At 69.8% G+C, this 24,018-nt stretch carries 23 protein-coding genes; 4 read left to right on the forward strand and 19 right to left on the reverse strand.

Annotated features, from left to right (window positions below; all coding sequences use genetic code 11):
- Positions 1–28 precede the first annotated feature (28 nt).
- From A9O63_RS15550 to A9O63_RS15590, 9 genes are all read right to left on the reverse strand, one after another.
- Positions 29–1,285, reverse strand: a complete 1,257-nt coding sequence (locus A9O63_RS15550; RefSeq protein ID WP_069332763.1) for an AGE family epimerase/isomerase — start codon at positions 1,283–1,285, stop codon at positions 29–31.
- Positions 1,286–1,332: 47 nt separating this feature from the next.
- Entirely contained in the window at positions 1,333–1,989 is a 657-nt protein-coding gene (gene gph / locus A9O63_RS15555) for a phosphoglycolate phosphatase (RefSeq protein WP_069332764.1), read from the reverse strand.
- Positions 1,989–2,681, reverse strand: a complete 693-nt coding sequence (locus A9O63_RS15560; RefSeq protein ID WP_069332765.1) for an HAD family hydrolase — start codon at positions 2,679–2,681, stop codon at positions 1,989–1,991. Before A9O63_RS15560 ends, gph begins: the two co-directional genes overlap by 1 nt.
- Entirely contained in the window at positions 2,678–3,607 is a 930-nt protein-coding gene (cbbX, locus tag A9O63_RS15565; protein ID WP_069332766.1) for a CbbX protein, read from the reverse strand. Before cbbX ends, A9O63_RS15560 begins: the two co-directional genes overlap by 4 nt.
- 168 nt (positions 3,608–3,775) lie before the next feature.
- On the reverse strand, positions 3,776–4,165 hold the full coding sequence (locus tag A9O63_RS15570; RefSeq protein WP_069332767.1) for a ribulose bisphosphate carboxylase small subunit: 390 nt from the start codon (positions 4,163–4,165) through the stop codon (positions 3,776–3,778).
- 11 nt (positions 4,166–4,176) lie between these two features.
- Positions 4,177–5,637: a form I ribulose bisphosphate carboxylase large subunit gene (locus A9O63_RS15575; RefSeq protein WP_069332768.1), complete on the reverse strand. Its 1,461-nt coding sequence runs from the start codon at positions 5,635–5,637 to the stop codon at positions 4,177–4,179.
- A 14-nt stretch (positions 5,638–5,651) separates the two neighbouring features.
- Positions 5,652–6,731, reverse strand: a complete 1,080-nt coding sequence (gene fba / locus A9O63_RS15580; protein WP_069332769.1) for a class II fructose-bisphosphate aldolase — start codon at positions 6,729–6,731, stop codon at positions 5,652–5,654.
- A 139-nt stretch (positions 6,732–6,870) separates the two neighbouring features.
- Positions 6,871–7,743: a phosphoribulokinase gene (locus tag A9O63_RS15585; RefSeq protein WP_015921589.1), complete on the reverse strand. Its 873-nt coding sequence runs from the start codon at positions 7,741–7,743 to the stop codon at positions 6,871–6,873.
- Between the two features lie 6 nt (positions 7,744–7,749).
- Positions 7,750–8,757 (reverse strand): class 1 fructose-bisphosphatase, encoded by a 1,008-nt coding sequence (locus tag A9O63_RS15590; RefSeq protein WP_041669849.1) that lies wholly within the window; start codon positions 8,755–8,757, stop codon positions 7,750–7,752.
- Between the two features lie 84 nt (positions 8,758–8,841).
- On the opposite strand from A9O63_RS15590, the gene cbbR reads away from it, so the two are divergent.
- Entirely contained in the window at positions 8,842–9,774 is a 933-nt protein-coding gene (gene cbbR, locus A9O63_RS15595) for a LysR family regulator CbbR (protein ID WP_002721833.1), read from the forward strand.
- Positions 9,775–9,778: 4 nt separating this feature from the next.
- On the opposite strand, the gene A9O63_RS15600 is transcribed toward cbbR, so the two are convergent.
- Genes A9O63_RS15600 through A9O63_RS15620 form a run of 5 tightly spaced genes read right to left on the reverse strand, consistent with a single transcriptional unit; the run spans position 9,779 to position 14,264 of the window.
- Positions 9,779–10,474 (reverse strand): ABC transporter ATP-binding protein, encoded by a 696-nt coding sequence (locus A9O63_RS15600; protein WP_069332770.1) that lies wholly within the window; start codon positions 10,472–10,474, stop codon positions 9,779–9,781.
- Between the two features lies 1 nt (position 10,475).
- A complete protein-coding gene (locus A9O63_RS15605) occupies positions 10,476–11,177 on the reverse strand; it encodes an ABC transporter ATP-binding protein (protein ID WP_069332771.1) in 702 nt (233 codons plus the stop codon).
- Complete coding sequence (locus tag A9O63_RS15610; RefSeq protein WP_069332772.1) at positions 11,174–12,106, reverse strand: branched-chain amino acid ABC transporter permease; 933 nt, start codon at positions 12,104–12,106, stop codon at positions 11,174–11,176. The genes A9O63_RS15605 and A9O63_RS15610 overlap by 4 nt, the downstream gene beginning before the upstream one ends.
- Complete coding sequence (locus A9O63_RS15615) at positions 12,103–12,981, reverse strand: branched-chain amino acid ABC transporter permease (protein WP_015921594.1); 879 nt, start codon at positions 12,979–12,981, stop codon at positions 12,103–12,105. The genes A9O63_RS15610 and A9O63_RS15615 overlap by 4 nt, the downstream gene beginning before the upstream one ends.
- Before the next feature lie 2 nt (positions 12,982–12,983).
- On the reverse strand, positions 12,984–14,264 hold the full coding sequence (locus A9O63_RS15620) for an ABC transporter substrate-binding protein (RefSeq protein WP_069332773.1): 1,281 nt from the start codon (positions 14,262–14,264) through the stop codon (positions 12,984–12,986).
- A 246-nt stretch (positions 14,265–14,510) separates the two neighbouring features.
- On the opposite strand from A9O63_RS15620, the gene A9O63_RS15625 reads away from it, so the two are divergent.
- Entirely contained in the window at positions 14,511–15,044 is a 534-nt protein-coding gene (locus tag A9O63_RS15625; RefSeq protein ID WP_069332774.1) for a DUF2478 domain-containing protein, read from the forward strand.
- Here A9O63_RS15625 and amaB read toward each other — a convergent pair.
- The 4 genes from amaB to A9O63_RS15645 form a co-directional block, all read right to left on the reverse strand.
- Positions 15,028–16,512, reverse strand: coding sequence for an L-piperidine-6-carboxylate dehydrogenase (gene amaB / locus A9O63_RS15630; RefSeq protein WP_069332775.1), 1,485 nt, complete (start codon positions 16,510–16,512; stop codon positions 15,028–15,030). The genes A9O63_RS15625 and amaB overlap by 17 nt on opposite strands.
- Entirely contained in the window at positions 16,509–17,543 is a 1,035-nt protein-coding gene (locus A9O63_RS15635; protein ID WP_069332776.1) for an ACP S-malonyltransferase, read from the reverse strand. The genes amaB and A9O63_RS15635 overlap by 4 nt, the downstream gene beginning before the upstream one ends.
- Positions 17,540–19,723, reverse strand: coding sequence for a dehydrogenase E1 component subunit alpha/beta (locus tag A9O63_RS15640; protein ID WP_069332777.1), 2,184 nt, complete (start codon positions 19,721–19,723; stop codon positions 17,540–17,542). The genes A9O63_RS15635 and A9O63_RS15640 overlap by 4 nt, the downstream gene beginning before the upstream one ends.
- Before the next feature lie 75 nt (positions 19,724–19,798).
- Positions 19,799–21,010 (reverse strand): acyl-CoA dehydrogenase, encoded by a 1,212-nt coding sequence (locus A9O63_RS15645; RefSeq protein WP_069332778.1) that lies wholly within the window; start codon positions 21,008–21,010, stop codon positions 19,799–19,801.
- 80 nt (positions 21,011–21,090) lie between these two features.
- On the opposite strand from A9O63_RS15645, the gene A9O63_RS15650 reads away from it, so the two are divergent.
- The gene (locus tag A9O63_RS15650) at positions 21,091–22,005 is read left to right on the forward strand and encodes a LysR family transcriptional regulator (RefSeq protein ID WP_069332779.1); all 915 of its coding nucleotides are present in this window, start codon (positions 21,091–21,093) and stop codon (positions 22,003–22,005) included.
- Here A9O63_RS15650 and nagA read toward each other — a convergent pair.
- Positions 21,977–23,110 (reverse strand): N-acetylglucosamine-6-phosphate deacetylase, encoded by a 1,134-nt coding sequence (gene nagA, locus A9O63_RS15655; RefSeq protein ID WP_069332780.1) that lies wholly within the window; start codon positions 23,108–23,110, stop codon positions 21,977–21,979. The genes A9O63_RS15650 and nagA overlap by 29 nt on opposite strands.
- 121 nt (positions 23,111–23,231) lie before the next feature.
- On the opposite strand from nagA, the gene A9O63_RS15660 reads away from it, so the two are divergent.
- The coding region (locus A9O63_RS15660) for an AfsR/SARP family transcriptional regulator (RefSeq protein ID WP_412841985.1) at positions 23,232–24,018 on the forward strand (787 nt) is incomplete at its 3' end.

A 24,018-nucleotide genomic window follows, 5' to 3' on the forward strand; every position in this document is an offset into this window, starting at 1 on the left:
TTCCACCTTTCGGAAAAAATCCTGCGCCTCAGTTCGCGGCGAGGAGATTGCGCGACGAGGCCCGCAGGCCGCGGATGACGCTGGCCGTGGGAGGCAGGAGCGGAATGAGGCAGGCCTGCACCGCGTGATAGAGGTCGGGCTTGCCGCGGAACACCCGCTCGACCGGGCGCAGGTCGCTGTCGAGTTCGGCAAACCAGCCGCCGTGCGTGCGATCAAGGAAGCGGTCGGCCACGAAGTCCCAGATCCGGCGATACCAGCCTTCGAAACGCGCGTCTCCGCCGGAGCGTCGCAGGACATGCGCCGCCCCGATGCCTTCGGCGCAGGGCCACCAGAACCGGTCCTCGCGGTCGGGCCGGTCGCTCCAGTGCAGCGTGTAATAGAAGCCGCCTGCGCGGCGATCCCAGCCGATCTCGACGGTGCGGAGGAACAGCGCCTCCGCCGCCTCGCGCATCCAGCCCTCGCGCTGGCCCCCGAGATGCCACAGCTGCACAAGAAGCCGGCTCCATTCCAGCGCATGGCCGGGCGTCGTGCCTGCCGGGCGGAACATGGGGTCGCCCGCATGGTCGCGGTCCACCTGCCAGTCCGCGTCGTAATGTTCGGGCACCCGCCAATGTTCGGCGCGGGCATGGCGGTCGATCAGCAGCCGCGCGATCCGTTCGGCCATCCTGAGCCATTCCGCGTCGCCCGTGGCCTCGAAGGCAGCCATCAGCGCCTCGGTCAGGTGCATGTTGGAATTCTGGCCCCGGTAGGGGCCCAGCGGATGCCAGTCCTCGGTGAACTCCTCGCGCGAGGCTCCGGCCGCGGCATCCCAGAACCGGTGCCGGATCACTTCGCCCACATCGGCCAGAAGCCGGTCGGCGTCCGGATGGCCTGCGACCCGAGCCGAAGCCGCCGCCAGCAGCACGAAGGCATGGCCGTAGGCCTGTTTTGTGGCATTCACCGGCCCGTCGGGATCGAAGCTCCAGACATAGCCGCCATGATGCGGATCGCGGTGGCGCGACCAGAGCGTCTGCATCCCGTGGTCGATCATCCGGTCCGCGCCGGGCAGGCCCAGCTCGCGCGCGAGCGTGTAGCAATGGACCATCCGCGTCGTGTCGTGGATCTGGCGCAGCCTGCCCGCCGCGCCGCCCAGCGGCTGGCCGCGCAGGTCGAGCGGATGAAACCCGCCGGCCGGATCGAGCGCGGGTCGAAAGAAGTCGAACAGCCCCCGCGCCTGATCCAGAAGCCACAGCCGGTGCGCCGGCCGCTCCACCCAGTCCGGTCCCTCGGTCCCGCTCCCGCCCATGCGCGCCTCCCGCCGGTGTCCCGGCAAGGATAGGCGCGCGGGGCCCGTCACGCCAAGAGGTGCTTCAGAAGGTCCGGCAGCTCGTCGTGATGGCTGAAGAGCCCGTGGTGCGGCAACTCATGCACCGGCGCATGGCGGTAGCCTTCGGTGAAGAGCGCAAAGCGCAGCCCCGCGGCCCGGGCGGTGGCGGCGTCCACCTCGCTGTCGCCCACATAGAGCACGACCTCCTCCTTCAGCGCGGCCGCGGTCGCGGTGAGCGGCGCCGGGTCGGGCTTGCGCTGGGGCAGGCTGTCGCCGCCGATGATGGCATCGAACAGCTCGAGCAGGCCGAAGAGCGACAGGATCTGCCGCGAGGCGCCCACGGGCTTGTTGGTGCACAGCCCGATGCGCCAGCCCTCCGCGCGCAGGTGCCGGATCGCCGCCTCGGCGCCCGGATAGACGCTGGTGAGCGTCGCCGGATCCGCCTCGTAATGCGCCATGAACCGCCCCTGAAGCTGGGCCTGGCGGTGCGCGTCCGGCGCCTCGCCCCGGGCGGCCAGCACACGCTGGATCAGCACCGGCACGCCATTGCCGATGAAGCCGGTGATCTCCGCGAGGGTGAAGGGGGCGCCTCCCTCCTCGGCCAGCGCCTTGTTGACGGCGGCATGGATGTCGGGCGCGGAATGGACGAGGGTCCCGTCCAGATCGAAGACGACTCCCGGCATCAAGCCACCGGCGCCGTCAGATCGAGGCCGGCGAGCCCGCCGAGCTCGGCGAAACTGTCGACGAGCCGGTCCGCCCCGGCGAACTCCTCGTGCCGGGTGTAGAAGCCGGGCGAGACGATGCAGCGCAGCCCCGCCGCCTTGGCGGCCCGCAGACCGTTGAGCGAATCCTCCAGCGCGACGGCCCGGTCCGGCGGCACGCCGAGCTCGCGGAGCGCAAGCCGGTAGATCTCGGGCGAGGGCTTCTTCTCGGCCACCATGTCGCCCGCCGCGATCGCGTCGAAGACCTCGCGCGCGGGACGGCCGAAACAGGCCCGGCACAGGGCCTCGACATTGGGCAGGCTGGTGGTGGTGGCCACGGCGAGCCGGATCCCGGCGCGCTTCGCCTCGGCGATCAGGTCGGCGATGCCCGGCCGCAGCGCGATCTCGCCCTCGGCCATCAGCGCCACGAACCGCTCGGTCTTGGCGCGGTGGATATCGGCGATGGGCAGCGGCGCCGGATCGCCCTTCTGGTGGCGCAGGAACCGCGCAATGCGCTCCTTGCCGCCCGTGGTCGTCAGCAGTTCGCGATACTCCTCGCGGTCCCAGAACCAGTCCAGCCCCAGCGCGGCAAAGGTCTCGTTGAAGGCGCGCCGGTGCAGCTCCTCGGTCTCGGCGAGCGTCCCGTCCACGTCGAAAAGGATCGCCTCGATCATCTGGCCAGGGCCTCCGCGGCGCGGCGCTCGCTGTCGAGCCCGCCCTTGAACACCCGGCTCGCGCGGATGTCTTCCTCGGCGATGGTCGAGAGGGCGCGCGCGTCGAGCGGCCCGGACGAGGCGGTGAACAGCCGGTTGGCCTGCCGGAGCCGCGCGCGGTCGAGCGCATTGCGGATCGAACGGGCATTGGCGAAATGCGGCTGGGTGCGGCGCAGGCCGATATAGGCGCGCAGCGCCGTCTCGGCCTCCGGGGTCATCTGATAGCTCTGGTCGTCCAGCATGTGTCCTGCGATCTCGAACAGCTCTTCGTCGCTGTAGTCGGGGAATTCGATGTGATGCGCGATGCGCGAGCGGAAGCCGGGATTCGACTGGAAGAAATTCTCCATCCGATCCGCGTATCCTGCAAGGATCACCACGAGGTCGTCGCGGTTGTTCTCCATCACCTGAAGCAGGATCTCGATGGCTTCCTGCCCGTAGTCGCGCTCGTTGTCGGGCCGGTAGAGGTAATAGGCCTCGTCGATGAAGAGCACGCCGCCCATGGCGCGCTTGAGAACCTCCTTCGTCTTGGGCGCCGTATGCCCGATATACTGCCCCACCAGATCGTCGCGCGTGACGCTGACCAGATGGCCCTTGCGGACATAGCCCAGGCGGTGCAGCAGCCCCGCCATCTTCAGCGCCACCGTGGTCTTGCCGGTGCCGGGATTGCCGGTGAAGCTCATGTGCAGCGTGGGCGTCTCATGGGCGAGGCCCAGCTTCTGCCGCGCCCGCTCCACGAGGAGGAGCGCCGCTGTCTCGCGGATCCGGTCCTTGACCGGCTTCAGCCCGATCAGCTCGCGGTCGAGTTCCTCGAGCACCTCCTTCGCGCCCGACCCCTCATATTCGGCGCGCAGGTCGATCGAGGTGGGGGCCGTTGCCGCGTCGGTCATCGCGTACTCCGATAGCTGTCGGTTGAAAGAGTAGCCCGGCGGCGTGCCGGTCAAGCCACGCCATTCGTCGCAGCCCCCTCTCACTCTGGGTCAAATATCCCGCGGGGGGTCCGGGGGGCGCGAAGCCCCCCGGCCTTGGCCCGTCCGCCGATCCGTGGGAGGAGCGGCTCAGCGGACGATGCTGTGCGTGTAGCGGATCGACCGGCCGTCGACCTCGGTGCGCTCCATGCGGAGGGTGGGCTCGACCTCGGGGCGGTTGACGATGAAGCTCATCGTGACCGTCTCGAAGCCGCGGGTGGAATCGAAGGCGTTGATGCGGATGTAGCGGGAAGGGAAGGCCTTGCGGCACGCGTCCAGCTCCATCATCACGCCCTTGGCGTCGCGCAGGTCGAACATCGGCATGCCCCACATTTCCCAGTAGGTGTTCCGGGGATGCGGGTCGTCGGTATGTTCGAGGCTCACGGCCCAGCCGCGGCCGAGGCAATAGTCCACCTGCGCCGAGATCTGCGCGTCGGTCAGATCGGGCAGGAACGAGAAGCAGCCCTGGGTGATGCGCATGTCCGGTCTCCTTACATCGCGACCGACGCGGTCGGCACGAAGTCCGACGTGTCGGTGGAGGTGTAGTTGAAGGTGATGTTGCCCCAGGTATCGAGGGCGGCCTCCAGCGGCTTGCACCATCTGGCGGCCGCGCGCAGGATCTCCGGGCCTTCCACATCGATGTTGCGGCCCTCGTTGCGCGCCAGCACCATCGCTTCCAGCGCCACGCGGTTCGCGGTCGCCCCGGCCTGGATCCCCATCGGGTGACCGATGGTTCCGCCGCCGAACTGCAGCACCACATCGTCGCCGAAGAGGCTCAGAAGCTGGTGCATCTGCCCGGCATGGATCCCGCCCGAGGCGACGGGCATGACCTTCCTCAGGTCCGCCCAGTCCTGCTCGAAGAAGATCCCGCGCGGCAGGTCGACCGTGTTGAAGGGCTCGCGGCAGACGTTGTAATAGCCCTGCACCGTCAGCGGGTCGCCCTCGAGCTTGCCCACCGCCGTGCCGCAATGCAGATGGTCCACGCCCGCCAGCCGCAGCCACTTGGCGATCACGCGGAAGCTGATGCCGTGGTTCTTCTGGCGCGTGTAGGTGCCGTGGCCGGCCCGGTGCATGTGCAGGATCATGTCGTTCTGCCGGCACCATTCCGAGATCGACTGGATCGCCGTATAGCCGATGATGAGATCGACCATCACGATGACCGAGCCCAGCGACTTGGCGAATTCCGCCCGCCGATACATCTCCTCCATCGTGCCGGCGGTGATGTTGAGATAATGGCCCTTCACCTCGCCGGTCTGGGCCGAGGCGAGGTTCACCGCCTCCATCACATAGAGGAACCGATCGCGCCAGTGCATGAAGGGCTGCGAGTTGATGTTCTCGTCGTCCTTCATGAAATCGAGGCCACCCTTCAGCCCCTCGTAGACCACGCGGCCGTAGTTCTTGCCCGAGAGGCCGAGCTTGGGCTTGGTCGTGGCGCCCAGAAGGGGCTTGCCGAACTTGTCCAGCCGCTCGCGCTCGCCCACGATGCCGGTGGGCGGGCCCTTGTAGGTCTTCACATAGGCCACGGGGAAGCGCATGTCCTCGAGCCGCGCGGCCTTCAGCGGCTTGAAGCTGAAGACGTTGCCGATGATCGAGGCGGTGAGGTTGGCGATCGAGCCCTCCTCGAACAGGATCAGGTCGTAGGCCACATAGCAGAAATACTGCCCCGGCGTGCCCGGCACCGGCTCCACCCGGTAGGCCTTGGCGCGGTAGCTGTCGCAGGCGGTCAGCCGGTCGGTCCAGACCACGGTCCAGGTCGCGGTCGAGCTTTCGCCGGCCACGGCGGCGGCCGCCTCGACCGGATCCACCCCCTCCTGCGGCGTGATGCGGAACAGCGCCAGCACGTCGGTGTCCTTGGGGACATAGTCGCCGTCCCAGTAGCCCATCTGGGCATATTTCAGGACGCCCGCCCTGTAGCGTTCCTTGCCCTTGATCTCGGTGGTCTTGGTATCCATCTCGCACCCTCCCTTCAGGCGGCTTTGGCGGTCGCGACCGCAGGATCGAGCGCTCCGCTCGCGTAGCGCTTGGCCATGTCATCCAGCGGGATGACGGTGATCTTCGAGGCATTGCCCGCGGTGCCGAACCGCTCGAACCGGTCGCGGACGAGGGCCTCCATCTCCTTCATCGCGGGGATCATGAATTTTCGCGGGTCGAACTCCTTCGGGCTCTCCATGGCGACCTTGCGGAACTGGCCGGTCAGGGCCATCCGGCAGTCGGTGTCGATATTGACCTTGCGGACCCCGTGACGGATGCCGCGCTCGATCTCCTCGACGGGCACGCCGTAGGTCTGGGGCATCTCGCCGCCATGGGCATTGATGAGATCCTGCAGGGCCTGCGGCACCGAGGACGAGCCGTGCATCACCAGATGCGTCGCGGGCAGGCGGGCGTGGATCTCCTCGATCACGCGCATGGCGAGGATCTCGCCGTCGGGCTTGCGGCTGAACTTGTAGGCGCCGTGGCTCGTGCCCATGGCGATGGCCAGCGCATCGACGCGGGTCGCCTGCACGAAGTCCACCGCCTGATCCGGGTCGGTCAGCATCTGGCTGTGGTCGAGCTTGCCTTCCGCGCCCGAGCCGTCCTCGGCCTCCGCCTCGCCCTTCTCGAGGCTGCCCAGGACCCCCAGCTCGCCCTCGACCGAGGCGCCGACCCAGTGGGCCGCATCGGTCACGCGGCGGGTGATGTCCACGTTGTAGACGTAGGAGGCCACCGTCTTCATGTCGGCCCGGAGCGAGCCGTCCATCATCACCGAGGTGAAGCCGTGCCGGATCGCCGAGAGGCAGGTGGCCTCGTTGTTGCCGTGGTCCTGATGCAGGCAGATCGGGATCTGCGGATACATCTCGGTTAGCGCCTCGACGATGTGGCGCAGCATGATGTCGCCGGCATAGCTGCGCGCCCCGCGGCTGGCCTGCAGGATCACTGGCGCGTCGCAGGCCGCGGCCGCCTTCAGGATCGCCAGACCCTGCTCCATGTTGTTGATGTTGAAGGCGGGCACGCCGTAGCCGCGCTCTGCGGCATGGTCGAGCAATTGTCTGAGCGTGATCAGGGCCATGGTTTCCTCCCGGGCGTCAGGTCAGGTCAGGCGTAAGAAGTCAGGTCGGATCGCGTCCGGCCCGAGGGTGCGGGCCGGGGAAGGTCGGTTCGGTCAGGTCAGGCCGCGGCGGTCCGGGATCGGGGGCCGCGGGGCAGGGTCAGGCCACCTTGCTTTCGCGCACGAGGCGCTCGATCAGCGGCGTGAGGATCAGTTGCATCGCCAGATCCAGCTTGTTGCCGGGCACGACGATGGAATTGGCGCGGCTCATCCACGAGCCGTGGATCATCGAGGTCAGATAGGGGAAGTCGATCCCGCGCGGATTGCGGAAGCGGATCACCACCACGCTCTCGTCGGCGGTGGGGATCCAGCGCGCGATGAAGGGGTTCGAGGTATCCACCACCGGCACGCGCTGGAAGTTGATGTCGGTCTGCGAGAATTGCGGCACGATGCAGTGAACGTAGGCGTGCATCCGGCGCAGGATCACGTCGGTGACCGCCTCGGTCGTATAGCCGCGGGTCGCGCGGTCGCGGTGGATCTTCTGGATCCATTCGAGGTTGATGACGGGCACCACGCCGATCTTGAGGTCGGCCAGCGCCGCGATATTGACCTCGCTGTTCACCACCGCCCCGTGCAGCCCCTCGTAGAACAGGAGGTGGCTGTCGCTGTCGAAGTCGCGCCAGTCGGTGAAGTTGCCGGGCGCCACGCCGGTGCGCGCCGCTTCGGCATCGTCATGGACGTAGGTCCGCGTCCGCCCCCGCCCGGTCTCGCCATAGTCGCGGAACACCCGCTCCAGCTCCTTCAGCTCGTTCGCCTCGTAGGAGAAATGCGAGAAGGTGGCGTCGCCCGCGGCATAGCGCCGGTCCAGCTCGGCCTTCATGTCGGCGCGGTTGAAGCGGTGGAAGGCGTCGCCCTCGATCGAGACCGCCTTGACCCCCTCGCGCCGGAAGATCTGGTCGAACGTGTGCTTCACCGTCGAGGTGCCCGCGCCGGACGAGCCCGTGACCGAGATGATGGGATGCTTCTTGCTCATGGGTATTCAGCTCCGGAACAGGCCACGATTGCCGAAGAGGGCCGACGTCTCCTGTTCGGGCAGGTCGTGATAGGCGGTGATGCGGGCCACCTTTTCGGCGGACCCGAAGACGAAGGGAGTGCGGGCATGAAGCCGCGAGGGCGTCTGGCCGAGGATCGGATTCTCGCCGTCCGTGGCCCCGCCGCCCGCCTGGGTGATGACGAAGGCGATGGGCGCGCATTCGTAGAGGTAGCGCAGGCGGCCCTGCTCGTAGCCCTTGCGGCTGTCGCGCGGATAGAGGAACACGCCGCCCCGCGCGAGGATGCGGTGGGTCTCGGCCACCAGCGAGGCGAGCCAGCGCATGTTGAAGTTGCGCCCCCGCGGCCCCTCGGTGCCCGCCACGCAATCGTCGATATAGGCGCGGATCGGCTTCGGCCAGTGGCGGTAGTTCGAGGCGTTGATCGCGAATTCGGTCGAGCTGGGCGGCACCTTCACGGCGCGGTCGACCAGCACGAAGCTGCGGCTGCCGGGATCGAGCACATATTTCTGCGTCCCCTGCCCGAAGCTCACCATCATGCAGACCTGCGGGCCGTAGATGACATAGCCCGCCGCGATGAGCTCGGAGCCCTGGCGCAGGAAGCTCGCCTCGGCCGTGGCCGCGGCGGGCCAGATGGCGAAGATCGTGCCGACCGAGAGGTTGGTGTCGATGTTGGACGAGCCGTCCAGCGGGTCGATGGCGAGGGCCAGTGTCCCGGCTTCGTTCAGCGTCACCGCCGTGTCCTGCTCCTCGGAGGCGTAGAAGCGGACGGCCGAGCCTTCCAGCGCCGCGCGGAAGGCGTCGTCGGCGATCACGTCGAGCGCCTTCTGCCCATCCCCGTCGGTGTTGGTGCCGCAGAGACCGGCGAGATCCTCGTCGATGCCGCCGCGGGCGATCCGGTTCGCGACCTCGATCGCGACCGAGCCCAGACGGTCCATCACGTCCTGCAACTCGGCCGGTATGGCATCGGGGTGGGTGGGAAAGGGCTTCACTGGCATCTCCTCCGCGACGTGGGCCAAGCTTGCCGCGGATCGGATTTTATGGAATTTAATAAGGTAAAAGTTCTGTTCGGGAATTTGGAAATGGTGCGGCTCGATGCGATCACCCTGAAGCAGCTGCGCGCGCTCGTGGCGGTGGCGGGCAGTGCCTCGCTGACGGGGGGCGCCACGCGCCTCGGCCTGACGCCTCCTGCAATTCACAGCCAGATCAGGAACTTGGAGGAAGCCTTCGGCGTGCCGCTTCTCCATCGTCCGCCCGAGGCGGGCTCCTTCACGCCGACGCTGGCCGGAATTGCCGTTCTCGAGGCCGCGCAGCGGATCGAGGTCATTCTGTCGCAGTGCTCATACCAAGTGATGGCGGTGAGCGAGGGCCGCGCCGGGCAGGTGACGCTCGGCGTGGTCTCGACCGGGCGCTATTTCGCGCCGCGGCTGGTGAAGATGCTGAGCCTCGCCTGCCCCGAGATCCGAATCGCCCTCCGCGTGGGCAACCGCGAGCAGCTGATCGACGATCTGGCGCGGCACATGGTGGATCTCGCGGTCATGGGCCGCCCCCCGCGCCAGCCCGAGGTGGCGTCGGTGGCGCTCGGGCCGCATCCGCACGGGATCGTGGCGCCGCCCGACCATCCGCTGGCGGGACTGGCCGAGGTGCCGGTGCCGGACCTTCTGTCCCAGACCTTTCTGGCGCGCGAGGAAGGATCGGGCACGCGGGTGCTCATGTCGCGCTATCTCGACCGGCTGGGCGAGGGGCAGGTGGTGGACCTGATCGAGATGGATTCGAACGAGACCATCAAGCAGTCGGTCATCGCGGGGCTCGGGCTCGCCTTCCTGTCGCTGCATGTGGTGATGGACGAGCTGCGCTTCGGCCAGCTCGTGCAGCTCGCCGCCCCCGGCCTGCCCATCGAGCGGCACTGGTTCCTCGTCCATCCGGTCGATCGCCCGCTGAATCCGGCCGCGCTCAGGGTGCAGGGGGAGATCGTGAAGCTGAAGGGAGCCTACCTGCCCGGCGCGCCCGCCTGAGCCGTCAGACGCCGACGTAGCGGGCAAACTGCGGTGCGGCGGGGGAGAGATCGGCCGCGGGCAGGGTCAGGGCCACGCGGCCCGTCTCGACGAAGGCCACCCGGTCGGCCAGATCCAGCACCGCCTCGATCCGCTGCTCGACCAGCACCACCGCGACGCCCATCCCGCGCAGCCTGCGCACCGTGTCGCGGATCAGCGCGATCATCGAGGGCTGCAGGCCCTCGGTCGGCTCATCGAGAAGCAGCAGCTTCGGTTCGAGGCAGAGGGCGCGGCCGATGGCCAGCATCTGCTGCTCGCCGCCCGAGAGGGTCGAGGCGGCCTGATCCAGCCGCTCGCGCAGACGCGGGAACAGCTCGAGCACCCGTTCGCGCGTGCGGCTGCCCCGGCCCCGCGTCATCAGCCCGATCTCGAGATTCTCGGCGACCGTCAGCGGACCGAAGAGGCGGCGGCCCTGCGGCACATGGCCGATGCCGAGCTGCGGGATCCTGTGGGGGGCGAGCCCCTCCAGCGCCGCGCCGTCGAGCCGGATCCGTCCCGAGGTCACGGCGACCTGCCCCATGATCGCGCGCAGCATGGTGGTCTTGCCCGCGCCATTGCGGCCCATGACGCAGGTGACCTCGCCCGCGCGCGCCTCGAAGGAGAGGCCGCGCAGCACCTGCACCCGCCCGTAGCCCGCATCGACGCCTTCGAGGGTCAGCATGTCAGCCTCCGAGATAGGCGGCCTGCACCGCGCGGTCGGCCTGGATCGCGGAGGGCGTGCCCCGCGCCAGCACCCGGCCGGCGTTCAGCACCGTGATGCGCTGGGCGAGATCCATCACCACCTCCATGTTGTGCTCGATCAGAAGCACCGTCACCTCGGGCACAAGGCTGCGCACCAGCGCCATGAAGCTCTCGATCTCGCCCGTGGCGAGGCCCTGCGTGGGCTCGTCGAGGATCAGAAGCCGCGGCGCGAGGGCGAGCCCCATGGCGATCTCGAGCAGCCTCTGGTGGCCGTAGGAGAGCGTGCCCGCGAGCTGCCCCGCCTCGCCCGCAAGCCCCACGCGGGCGAGTGCGGCCCCGGTCGCGGCCGCCAGATCCCGCGCGCCGGTGCGCTGCACGGCCAGGGCCACATTGTCGAAGGTCGTGAGCCTCGGAAAGACCGAGGTGATCTGGAAGGCATAGGCGATGCCGCATCCCACCCGGACATGGGCGGGCAGGCGGGTGATGTCGCGCCCGTCGAAGCGGATCGTGCCCGCCTGCGCCGGGATGCGTCCCGACAGAAGCCCCACGAGCGTGGACTTGCCTGCGCCGTTCGGCCCGATCAGCGCATGGATCTCGCCCGCAGAGAGGTCGAAATCCACCCCGTCGATCGCGCGGAGGCCGCCGAAGTGGCGCACGAGGCCGCGGGCTTCCAGAAGGCTCATGGCAGGCTCCTGAGGCCGCGCTCGCGCAGAAGACCCAGAAGCCCGCGCGGCGCGAAGAGCACGAGGAGGATCAGCACCGCCCCAACCACGAACTGCGAGGCCGTGGTGACGGAGGAGGCCCAGTCGATCAGGTAGAACAGGAGCGCGGTGCCCAGAAGCGGCCCCAGCACGGTGCCCGCGCCGCCAAGCAGCACCCAGATCAGCGGCAGGATCGAATATTGGATCGCGGCGAAGGAGCCGCCGACATAGCCGAACATGAGCCCGTAGGTGGCCCCCGCCGCGCCCGACAGGAGGCCCGACAGCACGAGCGCCAGCAGCTTCGCGCGGAACGGGTCGTAGCCCAGCATGCGCGTCCGCTCCTCGTTCTCGCGCACCGCGATCAGCACGCGGCCGGTGCGCGAGCGGACGAGGGCGAGGCAGCCCAGCATGGCCGCGGCAAAGAGCAGGAAGGCCGCCCCGTAGCGCGTGGCCGGATCGGCGAGATCGAACGGCCCGAGCCGCCGTGCCGCGCCCGAGAGGGTGAAGCCCTCGTCGCCGCCGGTGAAGCGCCCCCAGTAGAGGATCGCCAGATGGAAGGCCTGCGCGAACATCAGCGTCACGATCATGAAGGCCGGGCCTGCCGTCCGCAGCGCAAGGAGGCCCACTCCGGCAGCCAGCACGCCCCCCGCGGCGGGCCCCGCCAGCAGCGCGGCCCAGGGCTGCCAGCCGCCCTGATCGACCAGAAGCCCCGTCGCATACATGCCGCCCGCGAAGAAGAGCGCATGGCCGAGCGACAGAAGCCCGGTGTAGCCGAAGGCGATGTTGAACCCGATCGCATAGGTGGCCAGCACGAGGATGCGGGCCGCGTTCGTGTGATGATAGGCGGGCAGCACGAACTGGAGCGCGGCCACCCCCGCCAGGACTGCCAGATGAAGGGCGAGCATCCTCATGCGCGGGCTCCGAACAGGCCCTGCGGTCGGAAGACCAGCACCAGCGCCACGAGGAGCGTGGCCAGGATCTTGGCCAGCGTCGGTTCGAAGAAGGTCGAGATCACGCCGTCCGACACGCCGATCAGCAGGGCCGCAACCAGCGTGCCGCGGAGCGACCCGAGGCCCCCGATCACCACGACGATGAAGGACAAGAGCAGCGGATCGCCCCCCATCAGGTAATGGGCCTGCTGGATCGGCACGATCAGCACGGCCGCGATGGCCGCGAGCGCCGCGCCGAGTGCGAAGGTGCCGGCATAGACACGGTCCACATCGATGCCGAAGGCGGTGGCGGTCTCGCGGTCGATCTGCGTGGCGCGCATCACGAGGCCGATCCGGCTCCGCGCGAGGAGCAGCCACAGGCCCGCCAGCACCGCGCCCGCCGCGCCGATCACGAAGAGCTTGTAGCCCGACCAGCCGAACCACGGCAGCTGCAGCCGCGCCTCGAACGGCGGCGGCACCGGCCGCGCCTCGGGGCCGTAGAGCGTGAGGGCCGCCTGCTGCAGGATGTAGAGAAGCCCGATCGTCGCGATGATCGTGGCCTCGGGCTCGTAGGCGAGCCGCTTCAGCACCAGCCGGTCGGCCAGGGCCGCGAGCCCCGCCACCAGCAGCGGACAGGCCACCAGCGCCACGGCGAAGGCGAGCGCGGGCGGGCCCGGCACCCATTGGCTCACGAACCAGGCGGCGACCGCGCCCAGCATGAAGAACTCGCCATGGGCCACGTTCACCACCCGCAGCACGCCGAAGACGAGGCTCAGCCCCGAAGCCGTCAGCGCGAGCACCGCCGCGCCGACCAGCCCCTCCATCACCGCGAGAAGCAGGAAGGGTCCGAAGTCCATCCTCAGAAGGAGGTCGCGAGATAGTCGACGTCGCTCGGATAGATCCCGTCCTCGAGCGAGGTCTCGTGGACCTTCACGAGCTTGCCGCCCTCGAGCTTGCTGATGAACTGATGGCCGAAGACCTGATGGAGCTTCGGATTGAAGACCTTCGCGCCCTGCGGCCGTTCACGGCCCGCGGGCATCTCGGTGAAGGCCTCGACCGCCTCCACGAAGGCCTGCCGGTCCTGCGGTCCGCGCCAGCTGCAGGCCTCCATGCCCTGCTTGATGGCAAAGAGCGTCTCCCAGACCGAGAACATGTGCCCGTAGCACGAGACGTTCTTCGGATCCTCGATCGCCGCGCCATTGGCGTCCACGCCCACCGCGTCGCGGTAGAAGGTCTCGGCCTCCGAGGCATCGGGCTGGAGCATCCGGCACTGGCCTTCCCAGAAATGCGAGCCCTCGAGGAACTGGAGGCCGGGATTGGCGATGTCCACCGCCTCGAGCGAGTCGATGAAGCCGAAGATCTCGGGCTTCGCGCCCGATCCGTAGAACTCGCCCAGCTCCTTGACGAAGGTGAGGACGGCTGGGCCCACCATGACGTGATAGAGCACCTCGGTATCGCGCGGGATGCGCGGGAAGTAGCGGGTGAAGCTGGTCTCGGTCGGCGGGATGGCGATCTGCGCCACGACCTCGCCCCCTTGCGCGGCGACCGCTTCGGTGAAGAAGTCGCGGTGGTCGTGGCCGAAGGCATAGTCCGGGAAGATCATCGTGACCTTCTTGCCGAGATTCTGCGTGACCCAGGGCGCCATCGCCGTGACCTGCGCGCGCACGTCGGTGATGCCCGGTTGCAGCGTCCAGCGGTTCAGCTTGCCCGAGGCGACGTGATAGCCCTCGGAGCAGACGAGATAGGGGATCTTCAGTTCGGCCGCCCGCGGGGCCGCGGCGATCACGACATGGCTGAAGAGCGGCCCGAAGATCATGTCCACCTTGGCCTGCGAGGCCAGCTTCTCGACCCCCTCGGCGCCGCGGCGCGGGTCGGTCGCATCATCCTCGAACAGGATCTCGACCGGACGGCCGGCGATGCCGCCCGCCTCGTTCACCACCTTGAGCGCGGCGAGCGCCGTCCGCTCGTACCACCGCCCGTAGGCCGCGCCGATCCCGGTGCGATGGAGCTGGAACCCCAGCCGGATCGGCTCGGAGCTCTGCGCCTGCACGAAGCGGGGCAGGGTCGCGGCCGTCAGGGCGGCGGCCCCTCCGGCAAGCAGCGAGCGGCGGGTGGGATGCAGGATCGTCTCGCGGTTCATGGCAATCTCCACGGCGGGCAGGGGCCCTGAGGTTGAGTCGCCGCAACGCAAAACACCTGAAGCCCCGTTTTTCAAGCAAGAATGTTGCGCTGGACGCCGGATGATGCCCTTCCCGGGCCCGTTCTGGGGCAACGTTGCCTCTGCGGCACGAAGCGGAGGCAGATGGCGCTACATTGGCCCATGGACGGCGCACCGGTTCTGGTGTCATCTCGAGCCGCCCGCGCACCGCCGGGGCAGGGAGAGGCGATGGACGAGGACGACCCGTCGGGCGAGCGGCCCCTGATCGCGGCCCTGCCGGTCCGGCAGGACGTGCCGGTCGATGCGCTTCTGGCCGAAGTGGCGGCGCTCCTCGCAGCCGGGGGCCTGCGCACGGCGGGCTTCCTGCAACGCGACGGGGTCCGGCTCGAGGATCTGACCTCGGGCGCGTCCTATCCGATCACGCAGGATCTCGGTCCCGGGTCGAGCGGCTGCCGGCTCGATCCGGCGGGCCTCGCGCTCGCCGCCGCCGCCGGTCTCGCGGCGCTCGAGCGGGGGGCCGACCTTCTGGTGATCCCGCGCTTCGGCAAGGCCGAGATCGAGGGTGAGGGGATGCGCGGCGTGATCGGCCGGGCCTGCGAGCTGGGCGTGCCGATCCTCGTCGGCGTCCGCAAGAGCGCCGAGCCCGCGTGGGAGTCCTTCGCGGGCGGGCTGGCCGAGTGGATCGCACCCGAGCGGCAGGCGGTGGCGGACTGGTGCCGCACCGCCTGCGCCGGGGCCGCACCGGTCAGATGTCGAACTTGACCCCCTGCGCCAGCGGCAGGGCGGCCGACCAGTTGATCGTGTTCGTCTGCCGCCGCATGTAGCCGCGCCAGGCGTCCGAGCCGCTCTCGCGGCCGCCGCCGGTTTCCTTCTCGCCGCCGAAGGCCCCGCCGATCTCGGCGCCCGAGGGGCCGATGTTCACATTGGCGATCCCGCAATCCGAGCCTGCCGCCGAGACGAAGGCCTCGGCCTCGCGCAGGTTCAGCGTGAAGATGCAGGAGGACAGGCCCTGCGGCACCGCATTCTGCAGCGCGATGGCCTCGTCCAGCGTCTCGTAGCCCATCACATAGAGGATCGGCGCGAAGGTCTCTTCGCAGACGACACCGGTCTGGGCGGGCATCTCGACCAGCGCGGGCTGGATGTAGGCCCCGCCCGGCACGCCCTCGACCGGCTTGCCGCCATGGACGGTGCCGCCCTCGGCCCGCGCCCGGTCGAGCGCCGCGACCATCCGGTCGCGCGAGGCCGCGTCGATCAGCGGACCGACGAGCGTTCCTTCCGCGCGCGGATCGCCGATCTTCAGCGAGCCGTAGGCCTTGACCAGTCGCCCCACCAGCTCGTCCCGCACCGAGTGATGCACGATCAGCCGCCGGAGCGAGGTGCAGCGCTGCCCGGCGGTGCCCACGGCCGAGAAGACGATGGCGCGCACCGCCATGTCGAGATCGGCCGAGGGCGCCACGATCATCGCATTGTTGCCGCCAAGCTCGAGGATCGGGCGGCCGAAGCGGGCCGCGACATTGGGCCCGACGATCCGCCCCATCCGGGTGGAGCCGGTGGCCGAGACGATCGGCACCTCGGGCGAGAGAACCAGCGCCTCGCCGATCTCGGGCCCGCCCATCACCAGTTGCGCAAGCCCCTCGGGCGCGTCGCCGAAGCGGGCGAGCGCCCGGCCGAGGATCGCCATCGAGGCGAGCGCGGGGAGCGGCGTCTTCTCGGAGGGTTTCCAGATCACAGGGTTGCCGCAGACGAGCGCCAGCGCCGCGTTCCACGACCAGACCGCCACCGGGAAGTTGAAGGCCGAGATGACCGCGCAGGGCCCCATCGGGTGCCAGGTCTCCATCATCCGGTGGCCCGGCCGCTCGGAGGCGATGGTGAGGCCATAGAGCTGCCGCGAGAGGCCCACCGCGAAGTCGCAGATGTCGATCATCTCCTGCACTTCGCCCAGACCCTCGGAGGTGATCTTGCCCGCCTCGAGCGTCACGAGCGCGCCGAGCTCGGCCTTGGCCGCGCGCAGTTCCTCGCCGAAGAGCCGGACGAGTTCGCCCCGCCGGGGGGCGGGCACCTCGCGCCAGAGGCGGAAGGCCTCCTGCGCGCGGGCGATGAGGCCGGGCATGGCGGCAGGGTCCGTGGGATGGACGCGGCCGATCTCGGCCCCGTCGATGGGCGAGAGGACGGACAGGCTGCCGCCGGTGGCTGCGTCCGCGATGCCGAGGGCGTGGAATAGGTCTGTCATCTGGGTCCTCCTGTGACGCGCCCGCGCTGGTCCTCGCGCCCCAGTGCGATCAGCAGGGGGCTTTCGGCCTGACGGGTCTGGAAATCCTTGCGGTCCTTCATCCCGCGCCAGCCGGCGAGGATCAAGCTCTGCGCCACGGCCCCGCCCAGCGTGGTGCCGGGGCCGAGCACGACGAAGGCGTCGGGCGCGAATTCCCGCGCGGCGACCGCAATGGCGCGGGTGAAATCGTAGGGCTCCGTAACCTGATGGCCGAGCGTATAGGCCCGGAGCGCCGTCGCATCGGTGGCTTTCGGCCACCAGACCGCGCCGCGCCCGTCGATGAGCGGCAGCTGCGGCTGACGGAAGAGCCCCTCGGGCAGCGCCGCCCGGCCGCGCGCGGCGACCGGCGCCTGAAGGGCGGTGTGGAAGGCCGCGTGATTGGCCAGCCGCATCGGGAAGCGGCCCTGTTCGGGCGGCACCTCGGCCTCGAAATCGGCCAGACCTTCGGCATTGCCCGCCAGCACGAGCATCCCTCCGAGCGCGATGGAGAGGCCGAGGATGCGCCCCGGGCGCGCGTCGATCCCGGCCACCGTCGCCAGCAGCCGCGCGCGGCGGGCGGGATCGGGCTGCCAGTCCTCGCCCATGACCGGATGGACGATCTGGCCGCCGATCAGCGCTTCCTGCATCAGCGTGCCCATCGTGTTGACGACCCGGAAGCCGTCCTCGGCCGAGAGGGCGCCGCCGCAGGCCAGCGCCGTGTACCAGCCCAGCGAATTGCCGGTGACGGCCACCACCTCGACGTCCGCGAGCGACAGGAAATCGGCGTAGCTCGCGGCATAGATCAGCGCCGAGGCATTGTCGCCCCGGGTGTGGCGCGCCACGGAATAGCTCGCGGCCCCGTCGAGGTCGGCCAGCGTCTCCTGCCCCGCCGCCCGCCGCTGAGCGTCGAACCGGGCGAAGAGCGCGGCCTTGTCGGGGTGGAGCCGGCCGAGAGAGCCCAGTTCTGCCTTGGTGTAGGTGCCGCGGCCGGGGCAGACGACGACGACCCTCATGCCCGCACCAGCGCAAGCGCCGCCTCGGCGATGCCGGCGGCCGAGGGCAGGGTGGCGGCATAGGCGGGGCCGGTGGCGATGAAACTGTCCTCGGCGGTGATGCGGGCGATGCGGGTGCGGCCCGCCTCGGCCAAGGCCGTCATCAGCGCCTCGGCCGGGCCGCCGGCCGAGCGGCGGCATTCATCCACCACAAGAACGGCGCGGCAGTCCTGCGTGGCCCTGAGCATCGCTTCGAGCGGCAGGGGCGCGAGCCAGCGCAGATCGAGGATCCGCGCGGCCACGCCGTTTTCACGAAGCGTGAAATTCGCCTGCTGCGACAGATACATGCCGTTGCCGAAGGTCACGATGGCCAGATCCCGGCCCTCGCCGTGGCAGCCTATCTCGCCGAAGCGGAGGCGCTCGGACGGGTCGGGATAGGGCCGCATCCAGCCCCCGTCCTTCTCTTCCGCGAGGTCGCGCATCGGATAGAGCGCGATGGGTTCGAGAAAGCCCCCCAGCCGCTGCTCCTCGCGCGCGAGCCGCACGCATTCGCGCAGCATCATCGCGGCCTCGGCCCCGTCCGAGGGGCAGGCGAGGATCAGCCCGGGGATGTCGCGCAGGACGGCGATGGAATTGTCGTTGTGGAAATGGCCGCCGAAGCCCTTCTGGTAGCCGAGCCCCGCGATCCGCAGGACCATCGGGTTGGCATATTGTCCGTTCGAGAAGAAGGGCAGGGTGGCCGCCTCGCCGCGGATCTGGTCCTCGGCATTGTGGAGATAGGCGAGGAACTGGATCTCGGGGACGGGCAGGAAGCCGTTGTGGGCCATGCCGATCCCGAGGCCGAGGATCGACTGTTCATCGAGCAGCGTGTCGATCACCCGGTCGGCGCCGAAGCGGGTCTGGAGCTTCTGGGTCACGCCATAGACCCCGCCCTTGCGGCCCACATCCTCGCCCATCAGCACGATCTCGGGGTGGGCGAGCATGAGATCGGTGAGCGCCCAGTTGAGCAGGCGGCTCATCGGCTGCGGCTCGGCCATCGCCTTGAGGTCGGAGCCGAAGGCCGCGGCGCGGGCCTCGGCCGAGGGGCCGTTGGTGGGGGCGCAGGTCCGGGCCGGGGGGATCAGGCTCGCCATCACGTCGGAGGCGCTCTTGAGCCGCGGCCGGGTGACCGCCTCGGCCGCGACCCGGTCCACGCGCTCCTGCGTCTCGAGATAGATCGCGAGCGCCTCGTCGGGGTCGAGCGCGCCTGCGTCCGCCATCAGCCGGACGCTGTGCAGGAGCGGATCGTTGGCCTCCTCGGCCTCGACCTCCTCGCGGCTCAGGTAGGTGGTGGGCAGGTCCGCGCCGGCATGGCCGTAGAGGCGGACGGTTTCGAGATGCAGGAAGGCGGGCCTGCGGCGGTTGCGGACATGGGCCGCGGCCTCGGCCGCCACGGCGTAAGTCTCTGACATGTCGAGACCGTTGGCGCGGAAGTAGCGCAGGCCGGGGCGGGCGCGGAAGCTCGCCTCGATCCAGCCGCGCGGGGTTCTGGTCGAGATGCCGATGCCATTGTCCTCGCAGACGAAGAGGATCGGCAGCGGCACCGACTGGAAGGCGGTCCAGCCTGCGGTGTTGAAGGCGCCCTGCGCGGTGGAATGGTTGGCCGAGGCGTCGCCGAAGCTCGCCATCACCAGCGCATCCTCGGGCAGGGCGCGGTGCTCGGGCGGGCGGCGCCGCGCGAGCCCCAGCGAATAGGCGGCGCCCACCGCCTTCGGCAGGTGGCTCGCGATGGTCGAGGTCTGGGGCGGAATGGCGAGCGCCTTCGAGCCCAGCACCTTGTGCCGCCCGCCGGAGATCGGATCCTCGGCGGAGGAGGCGAAGGACAGAAGCATGTCCCAGGCGATGCTCTGGCCGAGCTGCGCCGCGCGCGCGATCTGGAAGGCCGCGTCGCGGTAATGGAGGAAGGCCATGTCATCGGGACGCAGCGCATGGGCCACGGCGGCCATCCCCTCGTGCCCCGAGGAGCCGATCGTGTAGAAGCCCTGCCCCGCCTTCTGCATGGCCCGGCTGGTCCGGTCGAGCGCGCGCGACAGGCACTGGCTGCGGAAGAGCGCCACCATCTCGTGCGGGGCGAGGCCCGGTGTGGGCGGGGCGCCCGCCGGCAGGTCGCGGGCCTTCACGCGGGCGAGAAAATTCTCATGGACGATGAGCGAGCGGGGCATGGGGCCTTTCCGTCCGGCGGAGGCTCCGGGGAACGGTCGGAGCCTCCGGCGGGGATATTTTTGCCAGAATGAATGTCAGAAGAAGGCCTGCAGCCCGGTGATCGCGCGGCCGAGGATGAGGGCATGGACATCGTGGGTGCCCTCGTAGGTGTTCACCGTCTCGAGGTTCGCCATGTGGCGCATGACGTGGAAATCCTCCTGGATCCCGTTGCCGCCGTGCATGTCGCGGGCGTGGCGCGCGGCCTCGAGCGCCTTGCCGCAGTTGGTGCGCTTGACGATGGAGATCATCTCGGGCGCGGCATTGGCCTCGTCGAGGAGGCGACCGACGCGGAGGCTCGCCTGTGCGCCCAGCGCGATGTCGGTCATCATGTTGGCGAGCTTGAGCTGGTAGAGCTGGGTCTGGGCCAGCGGGCGGCCGAACTGCTTGCGGTCGAGCCCATACTGGCGCGCGGCATGGAGGCAGGCCTCGGCCGCGCCGAGCACGCCCCAGCTGATGCCGTAGCGGGCGCGGTTGAGGCAGCCGAACGGGCCCTTGAGCCCCTCGACGCCGGGCAGGAGCGCCTCCTCGCCGACCTCGACCCCCTCCATCACGATCTCGCCGGTGATCGAGGCGCGCAAGGAGAGCTTGCCGCCGATCTTCGGCGCGGAGAGGCCCTTCATCCCCTTCTCCAGCACGAAGCCGCGGATCTTGCCGCCGTGGGCTTCGGACTTGGCCCAGACCACGAAGACATCCGCGATGGGCGCGTTCGAGATCCACATCTTCGAGCCGTGCAGGACGTAGCCCGTGGCGGTCTTGCGGGCCACGGTCTTCATGCCGGCCGGGTCGGAGCCCGCGTCGGGTTCCGTGAGGCCGAAACAGCCGATGAGCGTGCCCTTTGCCAGGCCCGGCAGGTAGCGGCGGCGCTGATCTTCCGAGCCGTAGGCGTAGATCGGATACATCACGAGCGAGGATTGCACCGACATCATCGAGCGGTAGCCCGAATCCACCCGCTCGATCTCGCGCGCGATGAGGCCGTAGGAGACGTAGGAGGCGCCGAGACCGCCGTATTCCTCGGGCACGGTGGCGCCGAGGAGGCCCATCTCGCCCATCTCGCGGAAGATGGCCGGATCGGTCTGTTCCTCGCGGTAGGCGGCGGTCACCCGCGGCATCAGCCGCTCCTGCGCATAGGCGTGGGCGCCGTCGCGCAGCATCCGCTCCTCTTCCGAAAGCTGAAGCTCCATGCGGAAGGGATCCTCCCAGTCGAAGCGGCCGAGATCGGGGGCATCCTTGGCCTTCAGGTCCTTCATGGCGTCCTCCGGAGATATGCGGTTTGCGGGCAGATAGCGCTTCATGCCGCCGGAGGATAACGCTAATTTCGCCGGAGTTCATGCAGGGAGTGCATCAAGTGGCATTCGCGCGGCGCTATCTGCCCCCGGTGGGACAGCTTGCGGCCTTCGAGGCGGTGACGCGGACGGGCTCGACGGCGGCGGCCGCGCGCGAGCTCGATCTGACGCAGGGCACGGTGAGCCGGCTGGTGCAGGGGCTTGAGGAGCAGCTGGGCGTGGCGCTGTTCCAGCGGCAGCGGAAGCGGCTGAGGCCCACGCAGGCGGCGCTGGCCTATGCGGCCGAGGTGCGGCGCGCGCTCGATATCCTCGGGCGGGCCTCGCTGCGGCTTGCGTCGGACCCGGACGGCGGGGTGCTGTCGCTGGCGATCCTGCCGACCTTCGGCACGCATTGGCTGGCGCCGCGGCTGCCGGGGGTTCTCAAGGCCCATCCGGGGGTGACGATCAATCTCGCGACGCGGCTGAAGCCCTTCGAGTTCGAGGGCGAGGAGTTCGACGCGGCGATCCATTTCGGCAGCCCCACCTGGCCGCGGGCCGGGCATCTGCGGCTGTTCGGCGAGGGAGTGGTGGCGGTCGCGGCGCCGGAGTTCCTGGCCGCGCATCCGGTGGCGGCGGCGGCGGACCTGCTGGCGCTGCCGCTGCTCACGCTCGAGACGCGGCCGCGCGGCTGGGCGGGGTGGTTCGCCCATCACGGGGTGGTGGCGGCGGTGCCGCGGGGGATGGTGTTCGATCAGTTCGCCACCATGATGCAGGCGGCGATCCACGGGATCGGCGCGGCGCTTCTGCCGGAATTCCTCGCCGGGCCCGCGCTGGCCGAGGGGACGCTGGTGCCGGCCCTTGGCGGCCCGGTCCAGGGGCGGCACGCCTATTGGCTGGTCTGGCCCGAGGACCGCGGCGACCATCCGCCGCTCGCGGCCTTCCGCGACTGGCTCAGGGCCGAGACGGAAGGTCTTGCCTGACGCCCGCCCGCCAGAGGGCGGTGGGGTAGAGGTCGGGGGTCAGGAGAACGAGATCGGCCGGGGCGCCGGGCGCGAGGCAGCCCAGATCGGGGCGGCCGATGGCGCGCGCCGGGGTCGAGGTCGCCATGGCCAGCGCGCGCTCGGGCGAGACGCCGAAGTGCAGGAGGTTGCGGATGGCTTGCGGCAGCGTCAGATCGGCGCCGGCGAGCGTGCCCGAGGCCAGCGTGAGCCGCCCCTCGCGGCGCAGGATGCGCCGGCCGTTCAGCTCGAACCCGTCGAGATCGGTGCCCGCCACCGCCATGCAGTCCGAGACGAGGAAGAGCCCCTCGGGTTTGGCTGCCAGCGCGATGCGGATCAGCTCGGGCGCGACATGGTGGCCGTCGGCGATGAGGCCGGTCGGGACCGGAGAGGTCAGCGCCGCACCCGGCAGGCCGGGCTCGCGATGGCCGAGCGGGCTCATCGCATTGAAGAGATGCGTGACGCAGGCGGCCCCGGCGGCGAAGGCCCTGCGGGCCTCGTCCATCGTGCAGTCGGTATGGCCGAGGCTCACCACGATCCCGGCGGCGGCGAGGGCCGCGATCTCTTCCGGGCGTGCGGCGGAGGGCGAGAGGGTCAGCATGAGCCGCGGCAGGCTCCGGGCGGCCTCGAGGTAGAGCGCGAGGTCCGCCTCCTCCAGCGGACGCACGAGGTCTCCGTCGTGCGCCCCCTTCTTCGCCGGGTCGATGTGGGGCCCCTCGAGATGCAGGCCGAGGAGGCCGGGCGTGCCCGCGGCCTCCTGCGCGGCGGCGATCACGCGGGCCACCGCGGCGGGCCTGTCGGTGACGAGCGTCGGCAGCACATGGAGCACGCCGAGCCCCTCCTGACTGGCGCAGATATGGGCGAAGGTTGCGGCGGTGGCGGTGCCGTCGAGCATGACGCCGCCGCTGCCGTTCACCTGAAGATCGATGAGGCCGGGGGCCAGGATGCCCTCCACCTGCTCCACCCGTTGCCCGGGTGCCTCCCCGGGCGGCAGGATCGCGGCCACCCGACCGTCGCCAAGGAGGAGGTCGCCGTCCCGGAACCCGGTCCCGTCGAAGAGGGTGGCGCCGCGAAGAACGATAGACATCGGATCTCCTTTTGCGGGAGCGGAAAAATGCAGGGAAGCGCCCGGTCTTTGACGCTCGTTTGACGCACCGATCACGCTGGGGGGCTAAGGGTCGGGCGGGAAGTCGTCAAGGAGGGTCGCGATGTTGTCGGAGACAGCAGCCGCGGTCGGCGCCGCAGGGGTGCAGCCGTTCATCATCGTAAACGCTTTACGCAACGTCGCGGCTCGGTCACTGTGGCGTGAGTGGACGGTTGCCGAGGCACCGTCCGAGGAACCAGCGGCAGACCGAATGACGGGAGCGTCTCCTGATCTGCGGATGTATCTGTTCGGGCCCTTCACCGTGCTGGGGCCCGACGGAGAGGAACTGACTCCGAAATCCCGCAAGTCACGCGCCATCCTCGCGATGCTGGCCGTGGCGCCTCGGGGCTCGCGCTCGCGCGTGTGGCTGCGCGACAAGCTCTGGAGCGACCGGGGCGAGGATCAGGCCTCGGCGAGTCTCCGGCAGGCACTTCTGGACATCCGCAAGTCGCTCGGGCCCCGCGCGGCGCATGTGCTGACGGCGGACAAGAACACGGTCTCGCTGGATCTGGCGGCGGTGGCGGTGGATGCGCTGGAACTCGCAGCCCGCGAGCGGCGGGGCGAGGAGGGCAGCACGGAGCATTTCCTCGAGGGGATCGACGTGCGCGATCCCGAATTCGAGGACTGGCTGGCGCTGGAGCGCCAGAGCTGGTTCGCTCGCCTGGAAGAAGCCGGTTTCGAAGCCGATCTTGCGCCACGCCCCGCGCCCTCGGAGGCGCGCCGCGAGGCGTCGCAGGCGGTGCCGCGCACCTCTCCGCCGGCTGCGCCGCAGCCGCCGCAATCGCTGCTGCGGCAGGAGGACGAGGGCGGCTGGCGCGTGGCGATGATGCCGCCCGTGATCCTCGGCGGCG

It is taken from the genome of Cereibacter johrii, from assembly GCF_001720585.1.
GTDB lineage: Bacteria > Pseudomonadota > Alphaproteobacteria > Rhodobacterales > Rhodobacteraceae > Cereibacter_A > Cereibacter_A johrii.

Bases quoted from the DNA above. Each gene is read 5' to 3' on its own strand.
- A9O63_RS15600 (WP_069332770.1), bottom strand. From the start codon at position 10,474: ATGCTGACCCTCGAAGGCGTCGATGCGGGCTACGGGCGGGTGCAGGTG.
- cbbX (WP_069332766.1), bottom strand. From the start codon at position 3,607: ATGACCGACGCGGCAACGGCCCCCACCTCGATCGACCTGCGCGCCGAA.
- A9O63_RS15575 (WP_069332768.1), bottom strand. From the start codon at position 5,637: ATGGATACCAAGACCACCGAGATCAAGGGCAAGGAACGCTACAGGGCG.
- A9O63_RS15590 (WP_041669849.1), bottom strand. From the start codon at position 8,757: ATGCCAGTGAAGCCCTTTCCCACCCACCCCGATGCCATACCGGCCGAG.
- A9O63_RS15625 (WP_069332774.1), top strand. From the start codon at position 14,511: ATGGACGAGGACGACCCGTCGGGCGAGCGGCCCCTGATCGCGGCCCTG.
- A9O63_RS15550 (WP_069332763.1), bottom strand. From the start codon at position 1,285: ATGGGCGGGAGCGGGACCGAGGGACCGGACTGGGTGGAGCGGCCGGCG.
- A9O63_RS15635 (WP_069332776.1), bottom strand. From the start codon at position 17,543: ATGAGGGTCGTCGTCGTCTGCCCCGGCCGCGGCACCTACACCAAGGCA.
- A9O63_RS15640 (WP_069332777.1), bottom strand. From the start codon at position 19,723: ATGCCCCGCTCGCTCATCGTCCATGAGAATTTTCTCGCCCGCGTGAAG.
- A9O63_RS15645 (WP_069332778.1), bottom strand. From the start codon at position 21,010: ATGAAGGACCTGAAGGCCAAGGATGCCCCCGATCTCGGCCGCTTCGAC.
- A9O63_RS15610 (WP_069332772.1), bottom strand. From the start codon at position 12,106: ATGAGGATGCTCGCCCTTCATCTGGCAGTCCTGGCGGGGGTGGCCGCG.
- cbbR (WP_002721833.1), top strand. From the start codon at position 8,842: ATGGTGCGGCTCGATGCGATCACCCTGAAGCAGCTGCGCGCGCTCGTG.
- A9O63_RS15620 (WP_069332773.1), bottom strand. From the start codon at position 14,264: ATGAACCGCGAGACGATCCTGCATCCCACCCGCCGCTCGCTGCTTGCC.
- A9O63_RS15560 (WP_069332765.1), bottom strand. From the start codon at position 2,681: ATGATCGAGGCGATCCTTTTCGACGTGGACGGGACGCTCGCCGAGACC.
- A9O63_RS15570 (WP_069332767.1), bottom strand. From the start codon at position 4,165: ATGCGCATCACCCAGGGCTGCTTCTCGTTCCTGCCCGATCTGACCGAC.
- A9O63_RS15605 (WP_069332771.1), bottom strand. From the start codon at position 11,177: ATGAGCCTTCTGGAAGCCCGCGGCCTCGTGCGCCACTTCGGCGGCCTC.
- amaB (WP_069332775.1), bottom strand. From the start codon at position 16,512: ATGACAGACCTATTCCACGCCCTCGGCATCGCGGACGCAGCCACCGGC.
- A9O63_RS15615 (WP_015921594.1), bottom strand. From the start codon at position 12,981: ATGGACTTCGGACCCTTCCTGCTTCTCGCGGTGATGGAGGGGCTGGTC.
- A9O63_RS15585 (WP_015921589.1), bottom strand. From the start codon at position 7,743: ATGAGCAAGAAGCATCCCATCATCTCGGTCACGGGCTCGTCCGGCGCG.
- gph (WP_069332764.1), bottom strand. From the start codon at position 1,989: ATGCCGGGAGTCGTCTTCGATCTGGACGGGACCCTCGTCCATTCCGCG.
- fba (WP_069332769.1), bottom strand. From the start codon at position 6,731: ATGGCCCTGATCACGCTCAGACAATTGCTCGACCATGCCGCAGAGCGC.
- A9O63_RS15650 (WP_069332779.1), top strand. From the start codon at position 21,091: ATGCAGGGAGTGCATCAAGTGGCATTCGCGCGGCGCTATCTGCCCCCG.
- nagA (WP_069332780.1), bottom strand. From the start codon at position 23,110: ATGTCTATCGTTCTTCGCGGCGCCACCCTCTTCGACGGGACCGGGTTC.